The organism is Corallococcus carmarthensis (genome assembly GCF_003611695.1).
GTDB classification, from domain to species: Bacteria; Myxococcota; Myxococcia; order Myxococcales; family Myxococcaceae; genus Corallococcus; species Corallococcus carmarthensis.
Genome location: NZ_RAWE01000040.1, coordinates 1 through 19,277, shown reverse-complemented (window position 1 = coordinate 19,277; position 19,277 = coordinate 1). Strand labels below are relative to the sequence as shown.

Below are 19,277 nucleotides of genomic sequence, written 5' to 3'. Positions count from 1 at the left end.
TTCACCGGACGCCGTGTTGCCCCGGCGCGGAGGGCTGTGTTTGGCTCTTCACTCCCAGTGAGTCCACCCCAGACCGACCCCCGAATCCCCATCGCCGCGAAGGATCAGGCGGCCCTGGCGAAGTACATCGGCCACTGCGAGTCGCTGGGCCGCTACCAGGCCAAGGACGTGCTCGTGGTGCGAGGCTACGGAGGGGACCTGCAGCTGTGGGTGAACCCGTCCTATTCGAACTACCGCACTGCCTGGGTGAGCGCGTTCGGCACGGTGCCCACGGGGTACGACGTGGACCACGTGTACTCGAAGGATCGAGGCACGCGGTACGGCTACGGGTACGTGCGGTTGGCGTTGGTGGACGGGAGCATCAACAAGGGCAGCGGCACGGTGGAGAAGCTGATGGGGCAGGTGCACCAGGAGAACGTGAAGGCCGGGTACGCGATGCAGCCGCCGGAGATCCGCTACGCGGACGACGTGCAGGAGCGGAAGCTGCGGCACGTGTCCTTCAAGCCGTCACAGGGGTACGCGGAGCGCCAGAAGCCGGGGCAGGCCATCCTGGGCGGTTCGCGGCTGGTGGGAGTCACGAAGCCCCTGCCCCCGTTGGCCCAGCCAGTGCCCCTGACGCAGCCCCGTAACGAAGTGGCGGTGAAGCCGCTGGTGCCGCAGCGGAAGCTGCGGGTGACATCCGTGACGATCCAACCGGCAGGGACGGGTGTCCGCGTGTTCACCGGGCCGAAGTCCTACGAGTGGAGCGGAGCCGTGGTGGGGTGGGTGATGAGCGGGTTGGTCACCGCCGTCAATTCCAAGCGGATGGAGGAGGCGCTGGACAAGATCCTCCCGCGCGTGGAACCGCACATCCCGAAGGGCGGCGGTGTGCTGCTCGCGACCATGTACGAGCACCCAGACAACGCGGATCAGTACAACTTCTCCACCGACATGTTCATGTACGCGTACGTCCTGGGCTACGGAGCGACGGCGCAGGAGGCGTACCAGCACTACCTGAAGGAGAGCTCGAGGCCGGGGTACGCGACGCTGTCACCCGCGGCCCAGAAGAACTGGTCCAAGGTCGAACATCACGTCTGGGTGAGCGCGGACGAGGCTTCGGCGCGATAAGGCATGGGTGGGGCGGGGAGTGGTCGGGCGCGGCCTATTCGTCCGCCACGTCGAGTTCCGAGAGCAACCCCGCCGAATCGAAGCGGACCTTCCATCGCTGCGTCACGTCCTTGCCGAACACGGCACGGTAGGTCCGTGACAGGTGGTCCGTGGAGTCCTCCAGGAGAATCCAGCGGCTCAGCGGAGGCATTCCGCCGAGCTTCATGCGGAACCACTCGTTCAAGTCCGCGAGCTCGTCCTTCGCGGTCCCGGTGAAGTGACGGGCTTCCGCCTTGCCCTGGATCAGTGCGGGCAGGAGCTGTTTCAAGGACTGCGTCCGCTCGGGCGTAGCGTCGGGGATGCCGGGCTCGTTCAGGAAGGGCGGGGGCGACAGGTAGAAATTCGCCACACCGTGGGCGAGGGTAGGGACCAGCTTCCGCTGATTCGTCAGCACCACCACGGCCAGCTTGTCATCCGGGTAGTAGACCGTGTCGGAGAGTGCCGGACCGCCGCTGTGGCCCACTTCGGGGCGTCCCCGATAACGGCCCACGGTCCAGCCCACCGCGAAGCTGCTGGGCTTGCCGTTCTTGAGCACGGGCGGCGTCCACATGGCGGAGCGCAGTTCTGGCTTCAGAAGCTTGTCGCTCATCATTGCGGCAACGAACCTGGACATGTCCGTCACAGTGGAGAACAGGCCACCGGCCGCCAGCGTGTAATGCGGGTACACGAACCAGTATTGCTGCTGGTGGTCGGTGCGCCACTGATAGGTCGCCGACCGTTCAGGGACCACGTCACTGGTCAGGACAATGTCCTCCTCAGTGAGAGTGGCCTGGTCGAAGCCGCTGTTCGGCATGCCCAGGGGCGTGAAGATGTGGTCGCGCAGGAGCTGTTGGTAGGGCGCACCGCCCACCTTCTCCAGGATGTGGGTGAGGAGGACGAAGTCGTCAGACCCATAAGCGGCTTTCTCGCCTGGTGCTGCGGCGAGCGGGACCTTCTTCGCCGCGTCGACGGCGACCGCGACGCTGGAGACGTCGGCGTTCACTGGCCCGGGCTTCATCCCTGAGGTGTGGCTCGCGAGCTGAAGGACCGTGATGTCCTTCCATGCAGCAGGACAGTCCGCGAGGTATTGGCAGATGCGGTCATCGAGCTTGAGCTTGCCCTGGCCCACGAGGTCCATCAGCAGCACCGCCGTGAACATCTTGGTTCCAGAGGCAATTTGGAACGCCGTGCGAGGACTCGCGGGAGCTTTCCATTCCAGGTTCGCCGTGCCGTAGGACGCGAGCTTGATGACCTTGCCATCACGAACCACCGCGACCGCGGCACCAGGGATGTGATTGCGAGCCATCTCCGCGCGAAGGAACGCATCCACCTTGTCGGGCGCGCCCCAGGCCAGCTGCGTCCATCCCAGGAGAACCAGCAGGCCCCATCGTTGAATGTTCATGATTAGTTCTCGCGCTGTCCGCTCGGAAGGCCCAGGAGCGATTCCGTGAAGGCGAAGAGCTTCGCGTCATCTGGCCGCAGGTTGCTCAGGAGGATGACGGTGCGGCCGTCGTCGAGTACGCGCCAGGAGACGGTGCGATAGGCACCGCTCGTCCCGTCATTCGTCGCGACGGTCTGGGCGGCCAGTCCCTTGGCTTCGAAGGTCCGGACGCGGCCGCCCAGGGCGTAGGCGGACTCGGGACGCTCGATGGTCAGCAGTGCCTTCCTGGACGCGGGCGACAGAAGCTTCCCCGAGAGCACACCGTGGTTCAGTCGCAGCATGTCATCGGCAGTGCTGTAGAAGCCGCCGGCGGTCACGAGGTAGTTCGGCAGGGTGTAGACTCGACGCTCGACCTTCGGCTCCAGCGACCGGTATCCCAGGGCGAGGTTCGGAATGGTCCCTGCTTCGCCCGCCGCGATGCCGCTGTCAGTCATGCGCAAGGGCTTGAACACGAGCCGCTGGACGAGCTGTGCGTAGGACTGCCCGGAGACGCGCTCCAGGATGGCCTGCACGAGAATCCAATTCGAGAGGTTGTAGTCAAAGCGGGTGCCAGGCGTGAACGCCAAGTCGCCGCTCGCATACCGCGTCACGGCTTCAGCCTGGGGACGCGTTTCACTTTCGATGCTGGGGTCCTTCTTGGCCGCGTCAATGAGGCCATTGGGCAGGCCGCTGCCATGGCTGATCAGGTGGCGCAGGGTGAGCTGCTTCCCTGTGTCCGCGCGGTACTCCGGCAGATACGTGAGGATGGGCTCGTCGAGCGCCAGCTTTCCTTCGTCGACCAAGCGCAGAACGGCGATGGACGTGAGCCACTTGCTCACGGAGCCCACGAAGAAGCGGCTGGTGCGCTGGAGCGGCTTCTTCGCATCCGCGTCCATGCCGCCGAACGCTTCGACGTATTCCGCACGCCCGCCTTTCCCGACCAGGACGACGCCATTGAAGTGCGAGTCGGCTACGAACTGATGGACCTGCTCCCTGGGCCGGTCCTCCGCATTCGCAGGAAGAGCGACGAAGAGGCTGACAAGCAGCCCCAGGCAAGTCACGTTGAAGTGGGTCACGGACAAGAAGTGCCTCGATGAATGGGAGCTGCTGACGGTCAGTCGAATCCCGCGTACGTCTGGTGGCGACGCCGATTGCATGAAATCGGAGTCCCGAGTGGAGAGCCACGCGGGTCAACAACGCCTAACGAAAGTGCGGACCGGACTGGCCAGTAGCAAGGGCCGTCTCCAGCTCGAGTGGCATGGTCCGCGAGCTCGTTCCCGACGCCTTTTTGGCAGCGCGTGGCGCCGCTGCTTCCTCCACCTCGGCCCAAGAGGAAGCTGGGCCGTCCTCGGGCGGATGACCGGCGGCGCTGGAGGCCATCGTCTTCGTGCTCCGAAGCGGCATCCCGTGGGAGGTGCTGCCTCGCAAGCAGTTCGGCTTGTCGGGCATGACGGCTTGGCGCAGGCTGGAGGAGTGGACCCGCGCAGGTGTGTGGGAAAAGCTCCAGAAGCGACTGCTGGAGGAGTTCGGGCTGCGCGGCAAAGTAGACCTCTCCCGCGCCTCCATCGACTCCTCGTCCGTGCGGGCGTCAAAAAGGAGGCCCTCACGGGCCCAAGCCCGACGGACAGAGCGAAGGCGGGTAGCAAGCATCATCTTCTCGTAGAGGCCCACGGCCTGCCGCTGACCGAGTCGGTGACGGCAGCCAACGTGCACGACACGCACGAACTCTTCCCCCCTCGTCGACTCCGTGCCCTCGGTGCGGATGCCTTCGGAGCAGCGCCGCTTTCGCCCGAGGAAACTCCACGGTGACAAGGCCTAAGCCTCCAGGAAGAACCGCAGTGGACTTCGCCTGCGCGGCATTGCCGCCCGCATCGCGCGCCCGAGCGTCGAGTCCAAAGGAAAGGCTCGGACACTACCGCGGGGGCGTGGAGCGCACCTGGCTTGGAAGATCCAGCTGCGCCGACTTCGAGTCCGCGACGAGCGCAGGGACGACGTTCACTTCGGCTTCCTCGTCCTCGGCTGCTGCGTCATGCTCCTCCGCCGCCTCTGTCCTCGCATTTGTTAGTAGCTGTTAGTCCTACAGCTGTAGTTTGGAAGGTCCCGCAGTCCTCCTCCTGTTGAAGAAACAAGAGGGGGAGGAGCGAGACTTCCCATGCAGCAGCCATCGGCCACAGAAGCGCAGGCACCGGAAGTCCGGCTGGTTGGCCGTCTCGTGACGGAGCTGGAGGCGGTAGGCACCTGGCTGCAGCCGCACTTCCGCAGGCGCGAGGCGCATGCCACCGCAGTCGAGTACGTGAAGGCACTCCTGGGGCGGGCGCAGCGCAAGAATATGTGGGGCCTTTCGGAGGATGCGGGGCATCGAGCGCCCTATGCCTTCCAGCACCTGCTGCTGCGTGCGAAGTGGGACGCGGATGCGGTGCGCGACGACGTGCTGGAGTACGCACGCAGGGCACTGGGCGAAGGCGGTATTCTCGCAGTGGACGAGACGGGCTTCCTGAAGAAGGGAGAGAAGTCCGTGGGCGTGGCGCGCCAGTACACGGGCACCGCGGGCAAGGTGGAGAACGCGCAGGTGGGCGTCTTCCTCTCGTATGTGACACCTCGCGGGCATGCACTGGTGGACCGGGAGCTGTACCTGCCAGAGCCGTGGACCGAGGACAGTGCTCGTCGCGAAGCGGGAGGCATTCCGGACGAGGTGGGCTTCGAGTCCAAACCGGCCCTCGCGCAAGGCATGCTGCAACGGGCGCTAGGCGCGGGACTGAAGCCCGCGTGGGTGGTGGGAGATGAAGTCTACGGCCGCGACACCACGCTGCGGCGATTTCTCGAAGACTTGCACCAGCCCTACGTGCTGGCGGTGGCTTCCAACACGCACGTCTGGCGTGGCTTCTACCAGGTGAAGCCGGGCGACATGGTGGAAGAAGTGCGTCCGGAAGCCTGGGTACGTCTCTCCGCAGGCACAGGCACCAAGGGCCTGCGTCTCTACGACTGGGCTCGCATGCGGCTCAACCGGCACCTGGGACTGTCACGCTGGCTACTCTTTCGCCGAAGCCTCGCGGACGGCAAGGTGGCTTTCTACATCGCTCATGCCCGGCGCAATGCCTCGCTGGCGTCGCTGGTGCAGGCCGCAGGCAGTCGGTGGGCCGTGGAGGAGGACTTCGAATCTGCCAAGGGAGAAGTGGGCCTGGCGGACTACGAGGTACGCACCTGGACGGCCTGGCACCGGCACATGACGCTGTGCCTCGTGGCCCATGTCCTCCTGGCCGCCGCACGTGCCATGGCGAACCTGCAACCCCAGGAGGGCCTGCCCCCAAAATCCCTTGGCCTGCCGTCGCGAAGAAACCCCATGCGCGCGTTTCTCGCCCGGCGCGGCCTTCACTGACTGCCCTTGTCCGCTACTCCGTCCAGGAAGTGCGGGGGCTCCTGGTAGCGCTTCTGCAACGTGCGGTGACTCCACTGGCGCATGTCCTGGCGTGGAGTCGCTGGCGACGCCACCACCAAGCCGTCGCCATGCAGTGCCATTACAGAGCCCGGGAGACGAGATTCAAACTACAGCTGTAGGATTAGAGCCTATTTCGGTAGGGAAGAAGGCTGGCCACCTGCTGGGTTGAAGAGGCAGGAGGACGAGCCCATGGGGGTCGTGAAGAAGGACGACGGCTGGCGGGTGCCAGACGAGTTGTGGCGGCGCATCAAGCCGCTCCTGCCGGCTCGGCCGGAGCACCCGCTGGGCTGTCACAATCCCCGCGTGCCCGACAGGCAGGCCCTGGATGGAATCCTCCTGGTGTTGCGCACGGGCATGCAGTGGGGCGCGCTGAAGGCCACCGGCTTGTGCCATCCGTCGTCCGCCTATCGACGCTTCCGGGAGTGGTTGGCCGCGGGCGTCTTCCGCGAATTCTGGCGCCAGGGGCTTCTGGCCTACTACGGCCTGGCCAGAATTGATTGGAGATGGCTCGCGTTGGATGGAACCCAGGGCAAGGCGCCGCTGGGTGGGGGAAAAAACCGGCCCCAACCCCACGGACAGAGCGAAGCGGGGCACCAAGAGAAGCCTGCTGACCGACTCGCGTGGCGTCCCCCTCGGCCTCGTGGTCGCTGGCGCCAACACGAACGACTTCAAGCTGGCGCGAGCCACGCTTGAGTCCATTCCGGTCCGACGTCCTTTGCCGAGTCGGAGCCGTAGGCAAACGCTGTGCGTCGACCTGGGGTATGCCTTCAGGCCCGTGCGTGAACTGGCCCAGGAGTATGGCCTCACGCTCAAAGCTCCCAAACGAGGCGGACCGCGAAGCCCCAAGCTGTCTCGGCGGCGACGTCCTTCGCCTCGCTGGATGGTGGAGCGGACCCACTCCTGGCTCAACCGCTTCCGCCGATTACTGGTGCGCTGGGAGAAGCGAGAGGACACCTACGTCGCGATGCTGCACTTCGCGCTGGGCATCATCACGTGGTTCCACTCGCTCCTACCGAAATAAGCTCTTAGCTACGACGGGTTGGCAATCGAAGATATTACTGGCTCAACTGCTGATGGTACCGCTGGTCAGATGGGAGAGGCGTGAAGTCCCACACAAGTCGAACCTTCAGCTCGCGCTTGACATCATCATCTGGCCACATTCGCTTCAAACGACACAGGTCCCAATGCGACGGTGTCCTTTTTCCCCGAACGTTCGATCTTGATCACGCCGAGCAGCTCCACTACTGTTTCGCTGAAATGGGGCTAAATTCCAACGGCAGCGCGTTAAACGTACCGTCATCGAAACCACTACGCACAATCTGCCTTGACGGAGGTGGCTACCTCGGGCTCGCTACGGCCAGCTTCCTGGCCGAACTTGAGCGCCACTTCGCTATCAAGATCGCCGACGAATTCGATCTCTTTTGCGGCACGAGCACAGGTGGGATCATTGCTCTAGCTCTTGCTCACGGAAAATCGGCTTCGGAAATCGTCGACCTCTACAAGCGCTTGGGCACAGAGGTGTTCAGCAATAAGTTCCCTGGTTCGCGCGCCCTACGTGCTTTGCGTGGATTGCTCTTTGCTCGCTACTCTAATGCTAAATTAAAAGAGGCCCTCTTGGGGGCTTTCGGTGATGCAACGTTGGGGGACATAAAAGCACGTGGAAAGTACGTGGTTGTTCCCGCCTTCTGTCTTACCAGTGGAACACCGCGTATTTTCAAAACCGACCACTCCTCGGAACTGACGCGAGATAGCGGCTACCGTGTTCGTGACATCGCTCTCGCAACTTCCGCAGCGCCGACGTATCTCCCGATTGCTACCATCGCATCACCTACTTCCGGTGCCGTTGAGCAGTTTATTGACGGAGGGGTGTATGCGAACAATCCGACTCTGCTCGCATTCACAGAGGGCGTTGGATACCTTGGGCGCCGTCCTTCAGAGCTTCAGATTTTGTCAATCTCTACGCCCCGCGACCCACGTAGCACTGCAGAACGCACCAGGCCACCCAGTCGTCTTGAGCGCTATAGGTTGAGCCGAGGAATCTTTGGTTGGGGACCTAGTTTGGCCGAGTTGTTTATTGGTTCAGCTATGAAGCTTACGCATTCGGCAGTTACACGCGTAATGCTAGGGCTCGGAGCAGGGGACAGCGACGAAAGGGTCGGAGCATACATTCGTTCTGACCTGCCAACCTATCCACACCTTGGACTGGATGTTGCCGATGCTGGGGCAACCCAGGATCTCATCTCAATCGGAACGACAGCAGCTTCGCAGAACGAGTTCCGGGGGCGAGTGAAGTTTTTATTGAGTACGCGAGGGCAATAGTCATGGCGAATATCCAAAAGCAATTTGAAGGCTTTCACGAGACCATTCGCACTGATTATGAAACCAACAAAGAACTCCGCGACAAGCGCGACATCATTCTTGGGAAAATTGAAAAGTCGCTCTCTGAGGCAAAGCGGCCTTCTTTCCTGCGATTGATGCAGGGTAGCTACATCATGCGCACTGGCGTGAAGCCTATTGGAGAAAAGGAATACGACATCGACGTCGGGATGCGGTTCAAATTCAATGCGGAAGAGTATGATGCGACTACGGTTCGTGAATGGGTTTTTGAGGCAGTCAAGAGCCATACGGATAACGTCGAATCCAAAGGCCCATGTATTCGCGTTGGATACGCTAAGGGCTTCCACGTTGATCTTGTGCCGTATGCGTGGTGGACGGACGACGCCGAGGCTGAGCAGTTTCGACTCGCGCACTCATCCAAGGGTTGGATCGCCGCCGACCCACCGAAACTCCTTAAATATGTGGATGATGCCCAAGATACTTTTGTAGATACCGAAGGAAGTACTCAAACCACTCAGCTTCGGCGAGTGATTAGATGTCTGAAACGCTGGGATGATGTTCAATTGCCGGAGGAGTCCGAGGCAAAGCCTTCGGGACTTGCATTTACTTTGCTCTCGATTGCTCAACTCGCAAAGACGATGAGTTGGGATGGCAAGCCGGATGATCGAGCCGCCCTAATGGGGATTGCCTCATTTGTAACTGGGCAGACACGGGTGGTGGCGAAAAAGCCGTCACCTGAATATGAAGACATGTTTGCCAAGTTGAGCGATGAGCATATGGAGGCGCTTATCGAGCGCTTTCGGGTGATGAAGAATGCGCTTGAGGCATCGGAACGAGAGGTTGATCCAACGAAAGCCTGTGAGTTGCTGGTTCCGATATTCGGTGACGATTTCCCGGTGCCGCCACCAGATGCGACTGGCAAGAAGACCCAGGCTCCGGCAATTATCACCTCGAGTTCATCTGCATGAGACGAGTTGATGTGGACTCAGCCTTTGCCGAGGCGGAGGCTGAGTTGGAAACGTTGGGTTTCCAACCCACGACTCAGTCGCTTACGTGGGAAGGCGGGCTCGACATCGGCGGTGCCGCTACTGCAGTCCGCCTTTCTTTGCCGCGTGGATTTCCCTATGCTCTTCCAATAGTAAGGGTGGATCGAGCAAAGCTCAGAAAGCAAATCCCTCATGTCGAAAGGGATGGAAAGGTGTGTGTTGCTGCGAGCAATGGATTGCTTCTCGATGCAACGCGTCCGGCTTCGCTTGTGCGGGAAACGCTCTGTCGTGCACGAAGGACTTTGATTGAAGGTCTGCAGGGCGAGAATGCTGGAGACCTTCAGCAAGAGTTTAATGCGTATTGGGCTTCAGCTGCTGGTCGCACCGTTCTTGCGTTCTGTGAGTCTAGACGCAGTTCCAGGAGGATCGCAGTTGCGGAATTGACAGACAGGCGAGCTGGAATTGCATTTGTGGTTGATGAGTCGGCCGACGTGTTGCGTGGTGCTGCTGAGCGTATTGGGCTTCGGATTGGCGCTGTAGAGCCAGCTTGGTTTATTCGGCTGAATTCGCCCGTTACACCCCCTCCGTTCGAAATGGAGACGAATCTTCGCTATGTTGGTGTGTTGATTCGCGAACATCTGGATGGGGCCACTCGCGCCATGGTTGAGCGTTGGCTGATTGGCGGGCAGACGCGGTTGACGTTTTTGTTTTCATTCTCTTTTAATGATGGTCAAAGTGATGCTGTTTTTGCGCTGCGATTGAAGTCGGGTTTGTCGTCTAATGGGTTTAGGCTAGGTAGGGTGCCGCTCGGCATCGCAATTGGATGTAATGGGAGGAAGAAGGCGGAGCGATTGGATGTTCAACGAGGTGATGCTGAGTTCTTGGCAGCCAGGACCGGCTCAATGGCGAACTACAGGCAAAAGCGAGTTCTTGTTGTGGGTTGTGGCGCAGTTGGTGGCTACCTGGCGATGTGCTTGGTTGATTCTGGAATTGGCCACTTGACCCTTGTGGATGATGATTACTTGAGGTCTGAAAATGCCATGCGCCATGTCCTCGGACTCGCCTATGTCGGCCGTCAAAAAGTTGAAGCGCTCAAGGCATTTGTTCAGTCCCGGCTTCCGCATGTCGCCATCGAAACGCATGCGTTCCGCTTCGAAGATGCCATTGAAAAAGATCCTGAGCTTATTCAGCAGCACGATGTGGTGATTTTTGCGACTGGCGACCATTCATTTGAGCTTCGGATGAGCGAGTTGGTGAGGCAAAAGACTCGCCTTGTTCATGTTTGGTTGGAGGCCCATGGGGTGGCTGGTCACGTGCTTGTGGATGGAAAATCCAAGGCTGGCTGTCTTGGGTGCTTGTATGTCGAGGATGACGCCTATGGGCTCCATTGTAAGGCGTCGCTTTATGAGCCAGGACAAAGCTTCACTGCCGCGATTGGGGGATGTGCTGGTACTTTCACGCCCTTTGGTTCTCTGGATGCGCAGCGTGCTGCTATTGAAGCTGCTCGTGTTTCAATTCGAGTCCTTGCGGGTGAGATGGGTGGGTCAATTTTGGTTTCTTGGTTTGAGCCAAACTTGGAACAGCAATCCGCTAAATTTGTCCTCTCCTCGCGCGCACGCCAGATGTCCCCAGGCGGGCGTGCCGAGGTGACTCAGCATGCTGGGTGCCCGAGGTGTAGACGGTGACATCGCTTGTGTTTCGCCGCCCGAATGGAGGTCAAGTTGCCATTGCGGAGCGCGCCTTTCAGTTATTGAGCCGATACCGGCAGATGAAAGAGCGCGACCATGAGGCGGGAGGAATTTTACTCGGTCGAAGAATAGTCGATTCGGAGAATGTGATAGTTGATCAAGTAGGAGAGCCAAGCAGTAGTGACGTTCAGGCTAGGTTCAGGTTCATGCGGAGCAAATTGCCTGCGCAGCGACTAGTCGATGAGGCGTGGGCGTCTTCCAATGGTACACTGAACTATTTGGGTGAATGGCACTCTCACCCCGAAGATCACCCCATCCCTTCGACTGTCGATCTTGAAAACTGGCGTCAGATTGCATTGAGGGTTGTGTTCGAGCATGATTTTTTGGTTTTTATAATTATTGGTAGGGTCTCCGTGCGCGCTTGGGAGGTTGAACGCCAGCATGTGGCTATTCGGCAATTAGTGTTGATTTCAGTGTGAAGTGTGTAGTTGCCGGGTCTTTGGGGTGGTGCCGTGTTTGTGTTTGTGTTGCTGATCGGAAGGCCCAAGATTGAGTCGGTGAAGGCGAAGGGTTTTACGTCCTCTATCCGCCGGTTGCTCAAGTGGATGGCCGACAAGTGTCGTCGAGACGCGCGGGGAGGCAATGCAGTATGCGCCGCTCGTTCCGTCGTTCGTCGCAACAGTCTGTGCTGCCTTTGACAAGGCCCGCAGGACCGCGCGAAGGTGCCATCCCGCACCCAGCACTGGAGTCAGTGTGGGCCGTCTTGGAAGGCGGCTACTTCTCCCGCAGCAGCTCGCTTCCCTGCGCACCGGTTCGCAGGACCCACAGAATGCCGTCACAAACCGCCGAGAGGGTGTGGGCGTGCGCCCAGGCCGATCCTCTCGCCTCAACTTCCGCGCGGGATGTGTCGGCTCAGTCGGACTGTTCATTCGTCAGGGCTACCGGTCAGCTTCGAATATTGCCATCCTCTCCAGGTCGATCTGCCGCCCGGTCTTCGCTCCATGCCTGCTGGCTCAAATCTGAAACCGGCTCTAGTGAGCAGTATTCACAAATTCAAATGCATGTGCTACGCGTCAGGGAACCGAATTTTCCAGAAGAGAATTCTATTGCCATCATTGAGGAGGCACTTTAGAGGGCCATCCTGCGACGCGATAAAGGCAAGGCCTCCTGTTGCGGTAACAAAGGCTGCTGCTGCCCTGTGTCGCGTTCCGTGTGTGTCTAGCGAATATGCCTCGGGTGCGACGGATTGGCCGGTTACGTCAAAAACCTCGTAAAGTGGAAATGTGTAGGATTTTGAAACTTTGAAGCCGGCGCCGAAAATCTGCAAGTCGGGACCAAGGAGAAGGGCACCATCCATTGCGGTAAGGCGGGAGACGTCATCGGTGATTTCATCCACAATGGATTCAGCCAGCACGCGTTCATTGTGCGCTCGGGCTCTCTCTTCGCTGGATTCTTCGTCTTCTTCGCGAAAGACAGTGTTGAGCCATGTTTTGCTGGTCCCAAAATACGAATGGATCTTCGAGGCGAGAATATTCGGATCGGAAAGTCCATACTTAGGTGGCTCTGTGTCATGGTCTAATGCGGTCTGGGGGTGCACCAGAATAAGCCCTCCGCGGCCCGTCGCGCTCATGCCTCGGACCAAGCGATCGAATACTCGATCTCCAATATAGCCAGGCATAAGAATTTGATCTTTTACGTCGGCAAGTAGGTTTTTTAGGGAGCTGCGGATCGCTTGGCGAACGAGTCCGTCTGTGTAAAATATATTGGGGGCTGGGTTGGCTAGCTGTCCACGTTCGTACCTCATTATTTCTGTATCGCCAAAGACTAGCGAGAGCGCGCCTGGAGCGGATGCTGAGATGCGTAATGCGTCCCCTCCATTGGTTTTCGGATTGCGCCGGGCAATCCCTGTTATCTGTAGGCCTGCGCTCTCGTCGGGAGTGATGACAAGCGATGTGCGTCCAAAAGAGGTCGCCATTGATAATTTGATGAGCGTGTCAATGTTTAATGGCTGTGGGATAATCGGAATCGGCAGCCATGCATGCTGGGGTGGTTCGCCAGGGTCTCGAAATTCCGAAGTGTCGAAGATGTCTTCTATTGTGTGTCCGGTCGGTATTGCTACCTGAACGCGAATAGACTCACCTTCTTCTGTCGAGAGGCTTGCGAAGAACAGGAGATCGAGAATGTCACCCAGTGCTTTGACTAGGTCTGGTTGCTTAAGCCACGTCGGAGCACGCAGTTTTAGGGCTTCCTGTAGATGGTCGCGTGGATATAGGATGCTGTTCATGTTTTGGGTGGCGGGTGCGCTTGTGTCATTTCTTGTTGCGTGCTGTCGGTGGCTTGTTTTGGATTTTGCGCGCTGGGCGCGCCGGGATGCGTTGTGTGCTTGCTGATTGTGAAAGCGGCGTTGGTTGGGTGTGCGTGTGAAATGGTTGGCGCTTGCCACTGAGTGCAGGGTTGGCGGTGGCGCTTCGGTGGCCGTCATTGTGGCCGCCAAGACGACATGGCCGAGCAAATCGGGTTCAAATTGGTTTGCAGATGTATGATTGCTCACTGCGAAAAGGGCTGGTCCATGGATGGCCAGCCCTTCAAGTTCATTAACGATTCCAAACCATCGCTGATGAGTGGACATACAAAGCGACAGCTAGGCGGTCGCGGACCGCACTGCCTCACGAATTGCCCCGGACTCCACCAGCGCAGTGACCGCCGTGATGTCGTGATGTAGCTCGCGGTCCCGGTCCATGTGCGGAACCTTGCTGCGCACCAGTTCGTACGCCGCCAGGACGCCCTTGCCGGGCTTCACGGGCTGCCGGAAGTCCAGCGCCTGCGCCGCGACCAACACCTCAATCGCCAGACACGAACGCGCGAACTCCGACACCTGACGGCCCTTCAGCGCCGCCGTCATGCCCATGGACACGTGGTCCTCGCGGCCTGCGGAGGAGGGGATGGAGTCCACGGAGGCCGGGTGGCTCAAGATGCGCGACTCCGCCACCAGGGCCGCCGCCGTCACCTGCGCAATCATGAACCCGGAGTTCAACCCTGAGTTCTTCGCCAGGAACGCGGGCAGACCCGACAGGCTCGGGTTCACCATCTGCTCCACCCGGCGCTCGCTGATGCTCGACAGCTGCGTCAGCGACATGGCCACCACGTCCATCGCCAGCGAGATGGGCTGACCGTGGAAGTTGCCTCCGGAGATGATGCTCTCCGTGTCCGCGAACACCAGCGGGTTGTCCGTCCCGCTGTTCACCTCCACCTCCAGGATGCGACGCGCGAACGCCAATCCCTCTCGCGCGGAGCCGTGCACCTGCGGGATGCACCGGAGGCTGTACGGATCCTGCACCTTGCTGCAGTTGACGTGCGTCTCCACCAGCTCGCTGCCCTTCAGAATCCGGCGCAGGTGGTCCGCCACCGCCTTCTGGCCCGCGTGCGGACGCACCGCGTGGATCTCCGGCAGGAACGGCTTGTGGCTGCCCAACAGGCCCTCCACTGTCATCGCTCCCGCGATGTCCGCCACGTCCGCCAGCAGCTCCGCTCGCAGCTGCGTCAGCGTGCCCACCGCGCACATCGCCTGCGTGCCGTTGATCAGCGTCAGGCCTTCCTTCGCCTCCAGCACCACCGGCTTCAGGCCCGCCTTCTCCAGCGCCTGCTTCGACGGCATCCGCACGCCCTCAAAGAACGCCTCGCCCTCGCCAATCAATACCAGCGCCAGGTGCGCCAGCGGGGCCAGGTCTCCGGAGGCGCCCACGCTTCCGCGCTCGGGGACCACCGGCACCACGTCCCGGTTCAGCATGTCGATGGCCAACCCCAGCGTCTCCATCCGGATGCCGCTGAAGCCCTTCGCCAGCACGTTGCACCGCAGCAGCAGCAGCACCCGCGCTTCCGGCAGGGGCAGGGGATTCCCCACGCCACATGCGTGCGACAGGATGAGGTTGCGCTGCAGGTCGCGCAGGTCCTTCCGGTCGATTCGCACCTCCGCCAGCGTGCCGAAACCCGTGTTGATGCCGTACGAGGGCGTGTCCCCTGCGGCCACCCGGTCCACCAACGTCCGGGAGGCCTGCACCCGCTTCGCGGCTTCGGGGGCGAGCTCCACCGTGACTTCGTGGCGGGAGACCTGGAGGATCTCCTCCAGCTTCAGGGTGTCACCATCGATGAGGAGGCGGGGGCGGGACATGTCTGGGTACTCCGGGAATGCGGCTTGAAGTCGTTGGGCCACGAACGCTAGCGGATTCGCGGCAGGGAGGGTTGAGGCCCTTTACACCCGGGCCCCGGCGCCCATATAGCGTGCGCCCGTCCGTGCAGGGAGGTCGTGAGCCCCGTGGCCCTCATCGTCCAGAAGTACGGCGGTACCTCGGTGGGTGACACCGAGCGCATGAAGAACGTCGCGCGTCGCTGCCTCGCCGCCCAGAAGGCCGGCCATGACGTCGTGGTGGTTGTGTCCGCCATGTCCGGTGAGACCAACCGCCTGCTCAAACTGGTGGCGCAGATCACCGACCGGCCCGACGAGCGCGAACAGGATGTCGTCGTCGCCACCGGCGAACAGGTGTCCATCGGGCTCGTCGCCATGGCCATCCAGGCGCAGGGCGGCAAGGCCGTCAGCTTCCTCGGCCACCAGGTGCGCATCGTCACCGACAGCACCTTCTCCAAGGCGCGCATCAAGAGCATCGACGCGGAGCCGATCCGCGCCGCGCTGAAGCAGGGGAAGATCGTCGTCGTCGCCGGCTTCCAGGGCGTGGACGAGACGGGCAGCGTCACCACGCTGGGACGCGGCGGGTCCGACACCACGGGCGTCGCGCTGGCCGCTGCGCTCAAGGCCGACGCGTGTGAAATCTATACGGACGTCGACGGCGTCTACACCACCGACCCCAACGTGTGCCCGGCCGCGAAGAAGCTGGACCGCATCACCTACGAGGAGATGCTGGAGCTGGCCAGCCTGGGCGCCAAGGTGTTGCAGATCCGCTCGGTCGAATTCGCCATGAAGTACAAGGTGCCCCTGTGGGTGAAGTCTTCCTTCACCGAGGATCCGGGCACGCTCGTCTGCGAGGAGGACGCATCCATGGAGGACGTGCTGGTTCGAGGGGTCGCGTACGACCGGAACGAGGCGAAGATCACCGTGGTGGGCGTGCCGGATCAGCCGGGCGCCGCGGCGAAGCTCTTCGGAGCGCTCGACGCGAAGCACATCGTGGTGGATCTCATCGTGCAGAACCTGTCCCGCGAGGGGCGCACCGACGTCACCTTCACCGTCGCCAAGTCTGACTTCGCCAAGGCCCACGAGGTCGTGAAGCTGGCCGCGCAGGAAGTGGGCGCGACGGGCGTCGAGGTCGATGACACCATCGCCAAGGTGTCCATCGTCGGCGTGGGCATGCGCAACCACTCGGGCGTCGCGGCTCGGATGTTCCAGACGCTCTCCCAGGAGGGCATCAACATCCAGCTCATCTCCACGTCGGAGATCAAGACGTCCTGCGTGATCCACACGAAGTACACGGAGCTGGCGGTGCGCGCGCTGCACACGGCCTTCGGGCTGGACGCGCCGCCCCCCGTGACGGCCACGCCCACCGTGTCGGAAGTGGACGCGCTGAAGGGGCAGAAGGCCTGAGGCGGTTCGGGCGCACGTCCGCGCTCGCGGCGCTGTCGCTGGGGCTGCTCGCCCTGGGCTTCACGGCCCGGGCGCGGTGGCCGGATTCGCGGCCCTCGCTCGACTGCCCGCCGGAGGCCGTGCGGCTGGACCCGTCGGGCTTGGCCACCTGCGGCGCGGGGACGGTGCCCACGGGGGCTCAGGCGCTCGCGCTGGGACTCAAGCTGGACCTGAACGCGGCCTCCGAGTCCGAGCTGGCCCTGTTGCCCGGTGTGGGCCGCGATCTGGCCAAACGGCTGGTGTCCGCCCGCGAGGAGCAGGGCCGGTTCGCGAGCTGGGAAGACGTGGACGCGGTGCCCGGCGTGGGTGCTGCCAAGTTGGAGACCCTCCGGGCAGCCACCGTGCTGGACGCGGCGGCGGCCACTGGGAGCGTGTGGTAAGCACGGCCGGTGCAGATCGCCTGCCCGCAATGCTCGATGCAGTACGTGCTGGATGCCCGACTCCTGCCGCCTGGCGGCGCTTCGGTGCAGTGCACGCGGTGTGGCCACGTGTTCATGGCTTCGCCCACCGGGGTCATGGCTCCCGCGCCGAAGATTCCTCCCGCGGGTGGCGGCGACCGGACGGGCACGCAGTCGTCCACGCAGATCTTCGGCGGTGACAGCAGCGCCGGCCTGAAGTCCACGAACCTGTTCGCGGGTTCGACCACGGCTTCGGGGTCCTTCGTTCCGCAGCCGACGCCGGCTTCGGGAGCCTTGTCTTCGTCCGGCGTGATTCCTCCGCCTCCGTCCATCGCGCCGGTCGCGTCGCCGCCTCCCGCGGCGTCTGGGGCACAGCCTCCCGCGGCGATGGGCGCGACGCGTGCCTTCGGGGCAGTGGGGCCTGGAGTAGGGGGGCCTCCCGTGGCGTCAGCGGGCCAGGTGCCTGCGCCTGGCGCGACAACGCGCGCGTTCGGCGCTGTCAACGCGTCGTCCTCGGGTTCGTTCCGTCTCTCGGAGCCTGGCTCTTCATCGCGCGGGCCCGCGGCAGAGGGTGGGGGAGCGACGCGTGCGTTCGGCGCGGTGCCGGGCCCTGCGGCTCCCGGTGCTGCCGACGCGAGCAGTGGAGCGACGCGTGCGTTCGGCGCGGTGCCGGGCCCCGCGGCTCCTGGTGCTGCCGATGCGGGCAGTGGAGCGACGCGAGCGTTCGGCGCGGTGCCGGGCCCTTCGGGTTCGCCGGTGGCCGAAGCGGTCGGTTCCACCCGCGCGTTCGGCGCGGTGCCGGGCCCGGTCGAGGCCAGTGGTTCCACGCAGGCGTTCGGTGCGGTGTCGGGCCCTTCTGAGCCCTCCGCGCTCCGTGCGGCCCCCCGGTCCTTCGAGAACATCTCGCCTTCGGGCGACCCCTCGGATCCTCCCTGGTCGGCGGCTGGCGGCTCACGTCCCAAGCTCGTTCCGGATGGCCACAGCGACGTGCCCTGGGCGGCCTCCGCTCCGACCGCGACTGTCTCCCTTTCTGACGACGACGCGCCCTTCGCCCGCACCGAGCCCTCCAAGCCCGCCGCGGCGTCTTCCGGCGCGTCGCTGCTCGGGGGCGGCCTGGACCGGCCCCTTCCTCCCCGGAAGCCCTCCGGCGATCTGCCTCCAGAACTGCTCGGTGCCTCCTCCCGCACCGGCTCCTTGACCATCGAGGATGGCGCGCGGCGCTCCTCGGCGGTGAGCCAGGTGCTCCTCGTGCTCGCGGTGCTCGCGGGCATCGCCCTGGCCGGGTACCTGGCGTATCCCGCCTTCCGCGACCGCAACGCCGCCATGCCCGTGGAGGCCGTGTCGAAGAAGGAAGCGGCCGTGATGAGCCTGCGCCGCGATGATGCTCCTACGCGCGAACAGGCCATCCAGAGCCTCAAGGACCTGGCCACCGCCCACCCGAAGTACGCCGAGGCCCAGGCCGAGCTGGCCGTGGCCTACACCCTCCAACTGGCGGACCTGCACGCGGAGCTCGACCTGCTTCGAATCCAGGCGACTCAGCTCAAGCGGCAGGTTGAAGAGGTCACCGCCGCGAAGTCGTCGCCGGAATGGATGGCCCAGGCGCGTGCGCTCCGCTCGGACATGGGCGAGCTCGAGGGCCAGATGCGGCCGCTGCGCACCGACATCGCCGAGCGGCGCAAGGCGCTCGATACGCTGATCGAAGCCCTCCGCGTCGCTCCGGACGTGGAGCCCGCCGCCACCGTCGCCGCGCGCCTCAAGGCCCAGGCCCTCTACGCCGCGGTGACCGGTGCCTCCGATGCCCTGGGCCTCGCGGAACGCCTGCGCCAGGTGGAGATCCCTCCGTCCTGGAGCGTCCTCGCCCGTGCCGAGTTCGCCCTCAACTCCGGCTCGCCCGCGACCACGCTCAAGACCATCTCCGACGAGCTGGGGACGCTGCGCGGCCAGGATGTCACCTACCGGCGCGCCTATGTGCTGGGGGCCCGCCTGGCGCTCCGGCAGAACGACCCGGACACGGCCCGGACGCTGCTGAACGAGCTGCTGGCGCTCAACCCCAATCACGAACTGGCGAAGCGCCTGCTCGCCCAGCTCCCCACCTCCGAAGCCTCGCCCTGAAGCGTTGACCGGATCACCTCCGGATCACCCTGGAGAAACTCCAGTCCTTCCCGGGGGCTTGTCGGCTTCCTCGCCCTGAAGTGCCTCTGAATGCTCAGGCATGCGCCTTGCTTAGTCCACGGGCGTCGAGGACTCGGGGTTGGGAG

General features: G+C 62.8%; 14 protein-coding genes and 2 pseudogenes. 12 read left to right on the top strand and 4 right to left on the bottom strand.

The genetic code is table 11. From position 1 onward, the window contains the following. The first annotated feature begins 57 nt into the window (after nt 1-57). Nucleotides 58-1,107 carry a hypothetical protein gene (locus D7X32_RS13845; RefSeq protein ID WP_120603014.1) on the top strand — a complete coding sequence of 350 codons (1,050 nt, stop codon included), beginning with the start codon at nt 58-60 and terminating at the stop codon, nt 1,105-1,107. A 34-nt stretch (nt 1,108-1,141) separates the two neighbouring features. Here the strand turns inward: D7X32_RS13845 and D7X32_RS13840 are convergent, their stop codons facing one another. After that, on the bottom strand, nt 1,142-2,527 hold the full coding sequence (locus tag D7X32_RS13840; protein WP_120603013.1) for a serine hydrolase domain-containing protein: 1,386 nt from the start codon (nt 2,525-2,527) through the stop codon (nt 1,142-1,144). 2 nt (nt 2,528-2,529) lie between these two features. Next, complete coding sequence (locus D7X32_RS13835; protein ID WP_120603012.1) at nt 2,530-3,702, bottom strand: serine hydrolase domain-containing protein; 1,173 nt, start codon at nt 3,700-3,702, stop codon at nt 2,530-2,532. Nucleotides 3,703-3,798: 96 nt separating this feature from the next. Between D7X32_RS13835 and D7X32_RS47945 the strand changes: the two are divergent. The 7 genes and pseudogenes from D7X32_RS47945 to D7X32_RS13805 all read left to right on the top strand — a co-directional run bounded on the left by D7X32_RS47945 (nt 3,799) and on the right by D7X32_RS13805 (nt 11,471). Continuing rightward, nucleotides 3,799-4,610 (top strand): annotated as a pseudogene (locus D7X32_RS47945) (IS5 family transposase). Nucleotides 4,611-4,697: 87 nt separating this feature from the next. Then, the gene (locus D7X32_RS13825; protein WP_120603011.1) at nt 4,698-5,921 is read left to right on the top strand and encodes an IS701 family transposase; all 1,224 of its coding nucleotides are present in this window, start codon (nt 4,698-4,700) and stop codon (nt 5,919-5,921) included. A gap of 249 nt (nt 5,922-6,170) precedes the next feature. After that, nucleotides 6,171-7,002, top strand: a protein-coding gene (locus D7X32_RS13820) for an IS5 family transposase (protein ID WP_120603037.1) whose coding sequence is annotated in 2 segments (ribosomal slippage) — nt 6,171-6,527 and nt 6,529-7,002 — 831 coding nt in all. Because the reading frame shifts where the segments join, the coding sequence is not laid out codon by codon here. Nucleotides 7,003-7,238: 236 nt separating this feature from the next. After that, a complete protein-coding gene (locus tag D7X32_RS47835; RefSeq protein ID WP_120603010.1) occupies nt 7,239-8,300 on the top strand; it encodes a CBASS cGAMP-activated phospholipase in 1,062 nt (353 codons plus the stop codon). A gap of 2 nt (nt 8,301-8,302) precedes the next feature. Continuing rightward, entirely contained in the window at nt 8,303-9,286 is a 984-nt protein-coding gene (locus tag D7X32_RS44970) for a nucleotidyltransferase domain-containing protein (RefSeq protein ID WP_147450144.1), read from the top strand. Further along, a complete protein-coding gene (locus D7X32_RS13810; RefSeq protein WP_120603009.1) occupies nt 9,283-10,989 on the top strand; it encodes a ThiF family adenylyltransferase in 1,707 nt (568 codons plus the stop codon). Before D7X32_RS44970 ends, D7X32_RS13810 begins: the two co-directional genes overlap by 4 nt. Next, nucleotides 10,986-11,471: a Mov34/MPN/PAD-1 family protein gene (locus tag D7X32_RS13805; RefSeq protein WP_147450143.1), complete on the top strand. Its 486-nt coding sequence runs from the start codon at nt 10,986-10,988 to the stop codon at nt 11,469-11,471. Before D7X32_RS13810 ends, D7X32_RS13805 begins: the two co-directional genes overlap by 4 nt. Before the next feature lie 587 nt (nt 11,472-12,058). On the opposite strand, the gene D7X32_RS44965 is transcribed toward D7X32_RS13805, so the two are convergent. Both D7X32_RS44965 and hutH read right to left on the bottom strand, forming a co-directional pair. Beyond that, nucleotides 12,059-13,621: a putative sensor domain DACNV-containing protein gene (locus D7X32_RS44965; protein ID WP_147450142.1), complete on the bottom strand. Its 1,563-nt coding sequence runs from the start codon at nt 13,619-13,621 to the stop codon at nt 12,059-12,061. A 12-nt stretch (nt 13,622-13,633) separates the two neighbouring features. Then, on the bottom strand, nt 13,634-15,160 hold the full coding sequence (gene hutH, locus D7X32_RS13800) for a histidine ammonia-lyase (protein WP_120603007.1): 1,527 nt from the start codon (nt 15,158-15,160) through the stop codon (nt 13,634-13,636). Between the two features lie 144 nt (nt 15,161-15,304). On the opposite strand from hutH, the gene D7X32_RS13795 reads away from it, so the two are divergent. The 4 genes and pseudogenes from D7X32_RS13795 to D7X32_RS46705 all read left to right on the top strand — a co-directional run bounded on the left by D7X32_RS13795 (nt 15,305) and on the right by D7X32_RS46705 (nt 19,131). Further along, a complete protein-coding gene (locus D7X32_RS13795) occupies nt 15,305-16,582 on the top strand; it encodes an aspartate kinase (RefSeq protein ID WP_120603006.1) in 1,278 nt (425 codons plus the stop codon). 119 nt (nt 16,583-16,701) lie between these two features. Beyond that, complete coding sequence (locus D7X32_RS13790; protein WP_244238998.1) at nt 16,702-17,001, top strand: ComEA family DNA-binding protein; 300 nt, start codon at nt 16,702-16,704, stop codon at nt 16,999-17,001. Between the two features lie 9 nt (nt 17,002-17,010). Then, nucleotides 17,011-17,109 (top strand): annotated as a pseudogene (locus tag D7X32_RS47830) (zinc-ribbon domain-containing protein); the annotation flags it as partial. A gap of 753 nt (nt 17,110-17,862) precedes the next feature. Continuing rightward, nucleotides 17,863-19,131: a tetratricopeptide repeat protein gene (locus D7X32_RS46705; RefSeq protein ID WP_244238997.1), complete on the top strand. Its 1,269-nt coding sequence runs from the start codon at nt 17,863-17,865 to the stop codon at nt 19,129-19,131. Nucleotides 19,132-19,277 lie beyond the last annotated feature (146 nt).

Bases quoted from the DNA above. Each gene is read 5' to 3' on its own strand.
- D7X32_RS13840 (WP_120603013.1), bottom strand. From the start codon at position 2,527: ATGAACATTCAACGATGGGGCCTGCTGGTTCTCCTGGGATGGACGCAG.
- D7X32_RS13835 (WP_120603012.1), bottom strand. From the start codon at position 3,702: ATGCAATCGGCGTCGCCACCAGACGTACGCGGGATTCGACTGACCGTC.
- D7X32_RS13825 (WP_120603011.1), top strand. From the start codon at position 4,698: ATGCAGCAGCCATCGGCCACAGAAGCGCAGGCACCGGAAGTCCGGCTG.
- D7X32_RS47835 (WP_120603010.1), top strand. From the start codon at position 7,239: ATGGGGCTAAATTCCAACGGCAGCGCGTTAAACGTACCGTCATCGAAA.
- D7X32_RS44970 (WP_147450144.1), top strand. From the start codon at position 8,303: ATGGCGAATATCCAAAAGCAATTTGAAGGCTTTCACGAGACCATTCGC.
- D7X32_RS13810 (WP_120603009.1), top strand. From the start codon at position 9,283: ATGAGACGAGTTGATGTGGACTCAGCCTTTGCCGAGGCGGAGGCTGAG.
- D7X32_RS44965 (WP_147450142.1), bottom strand. From the start codon at position 13,621: ATGTCCACTCATCAGCGATGGTTTGGAATCGTTAATGAACTTGAAGGG.
- hutH (WP_120603007.1), bottom strand. From the start codon at position 15,160: ATGTCCCGCCCCCGCCTCCTCATCGATGGTGACACCCTGAAGCTGGAG.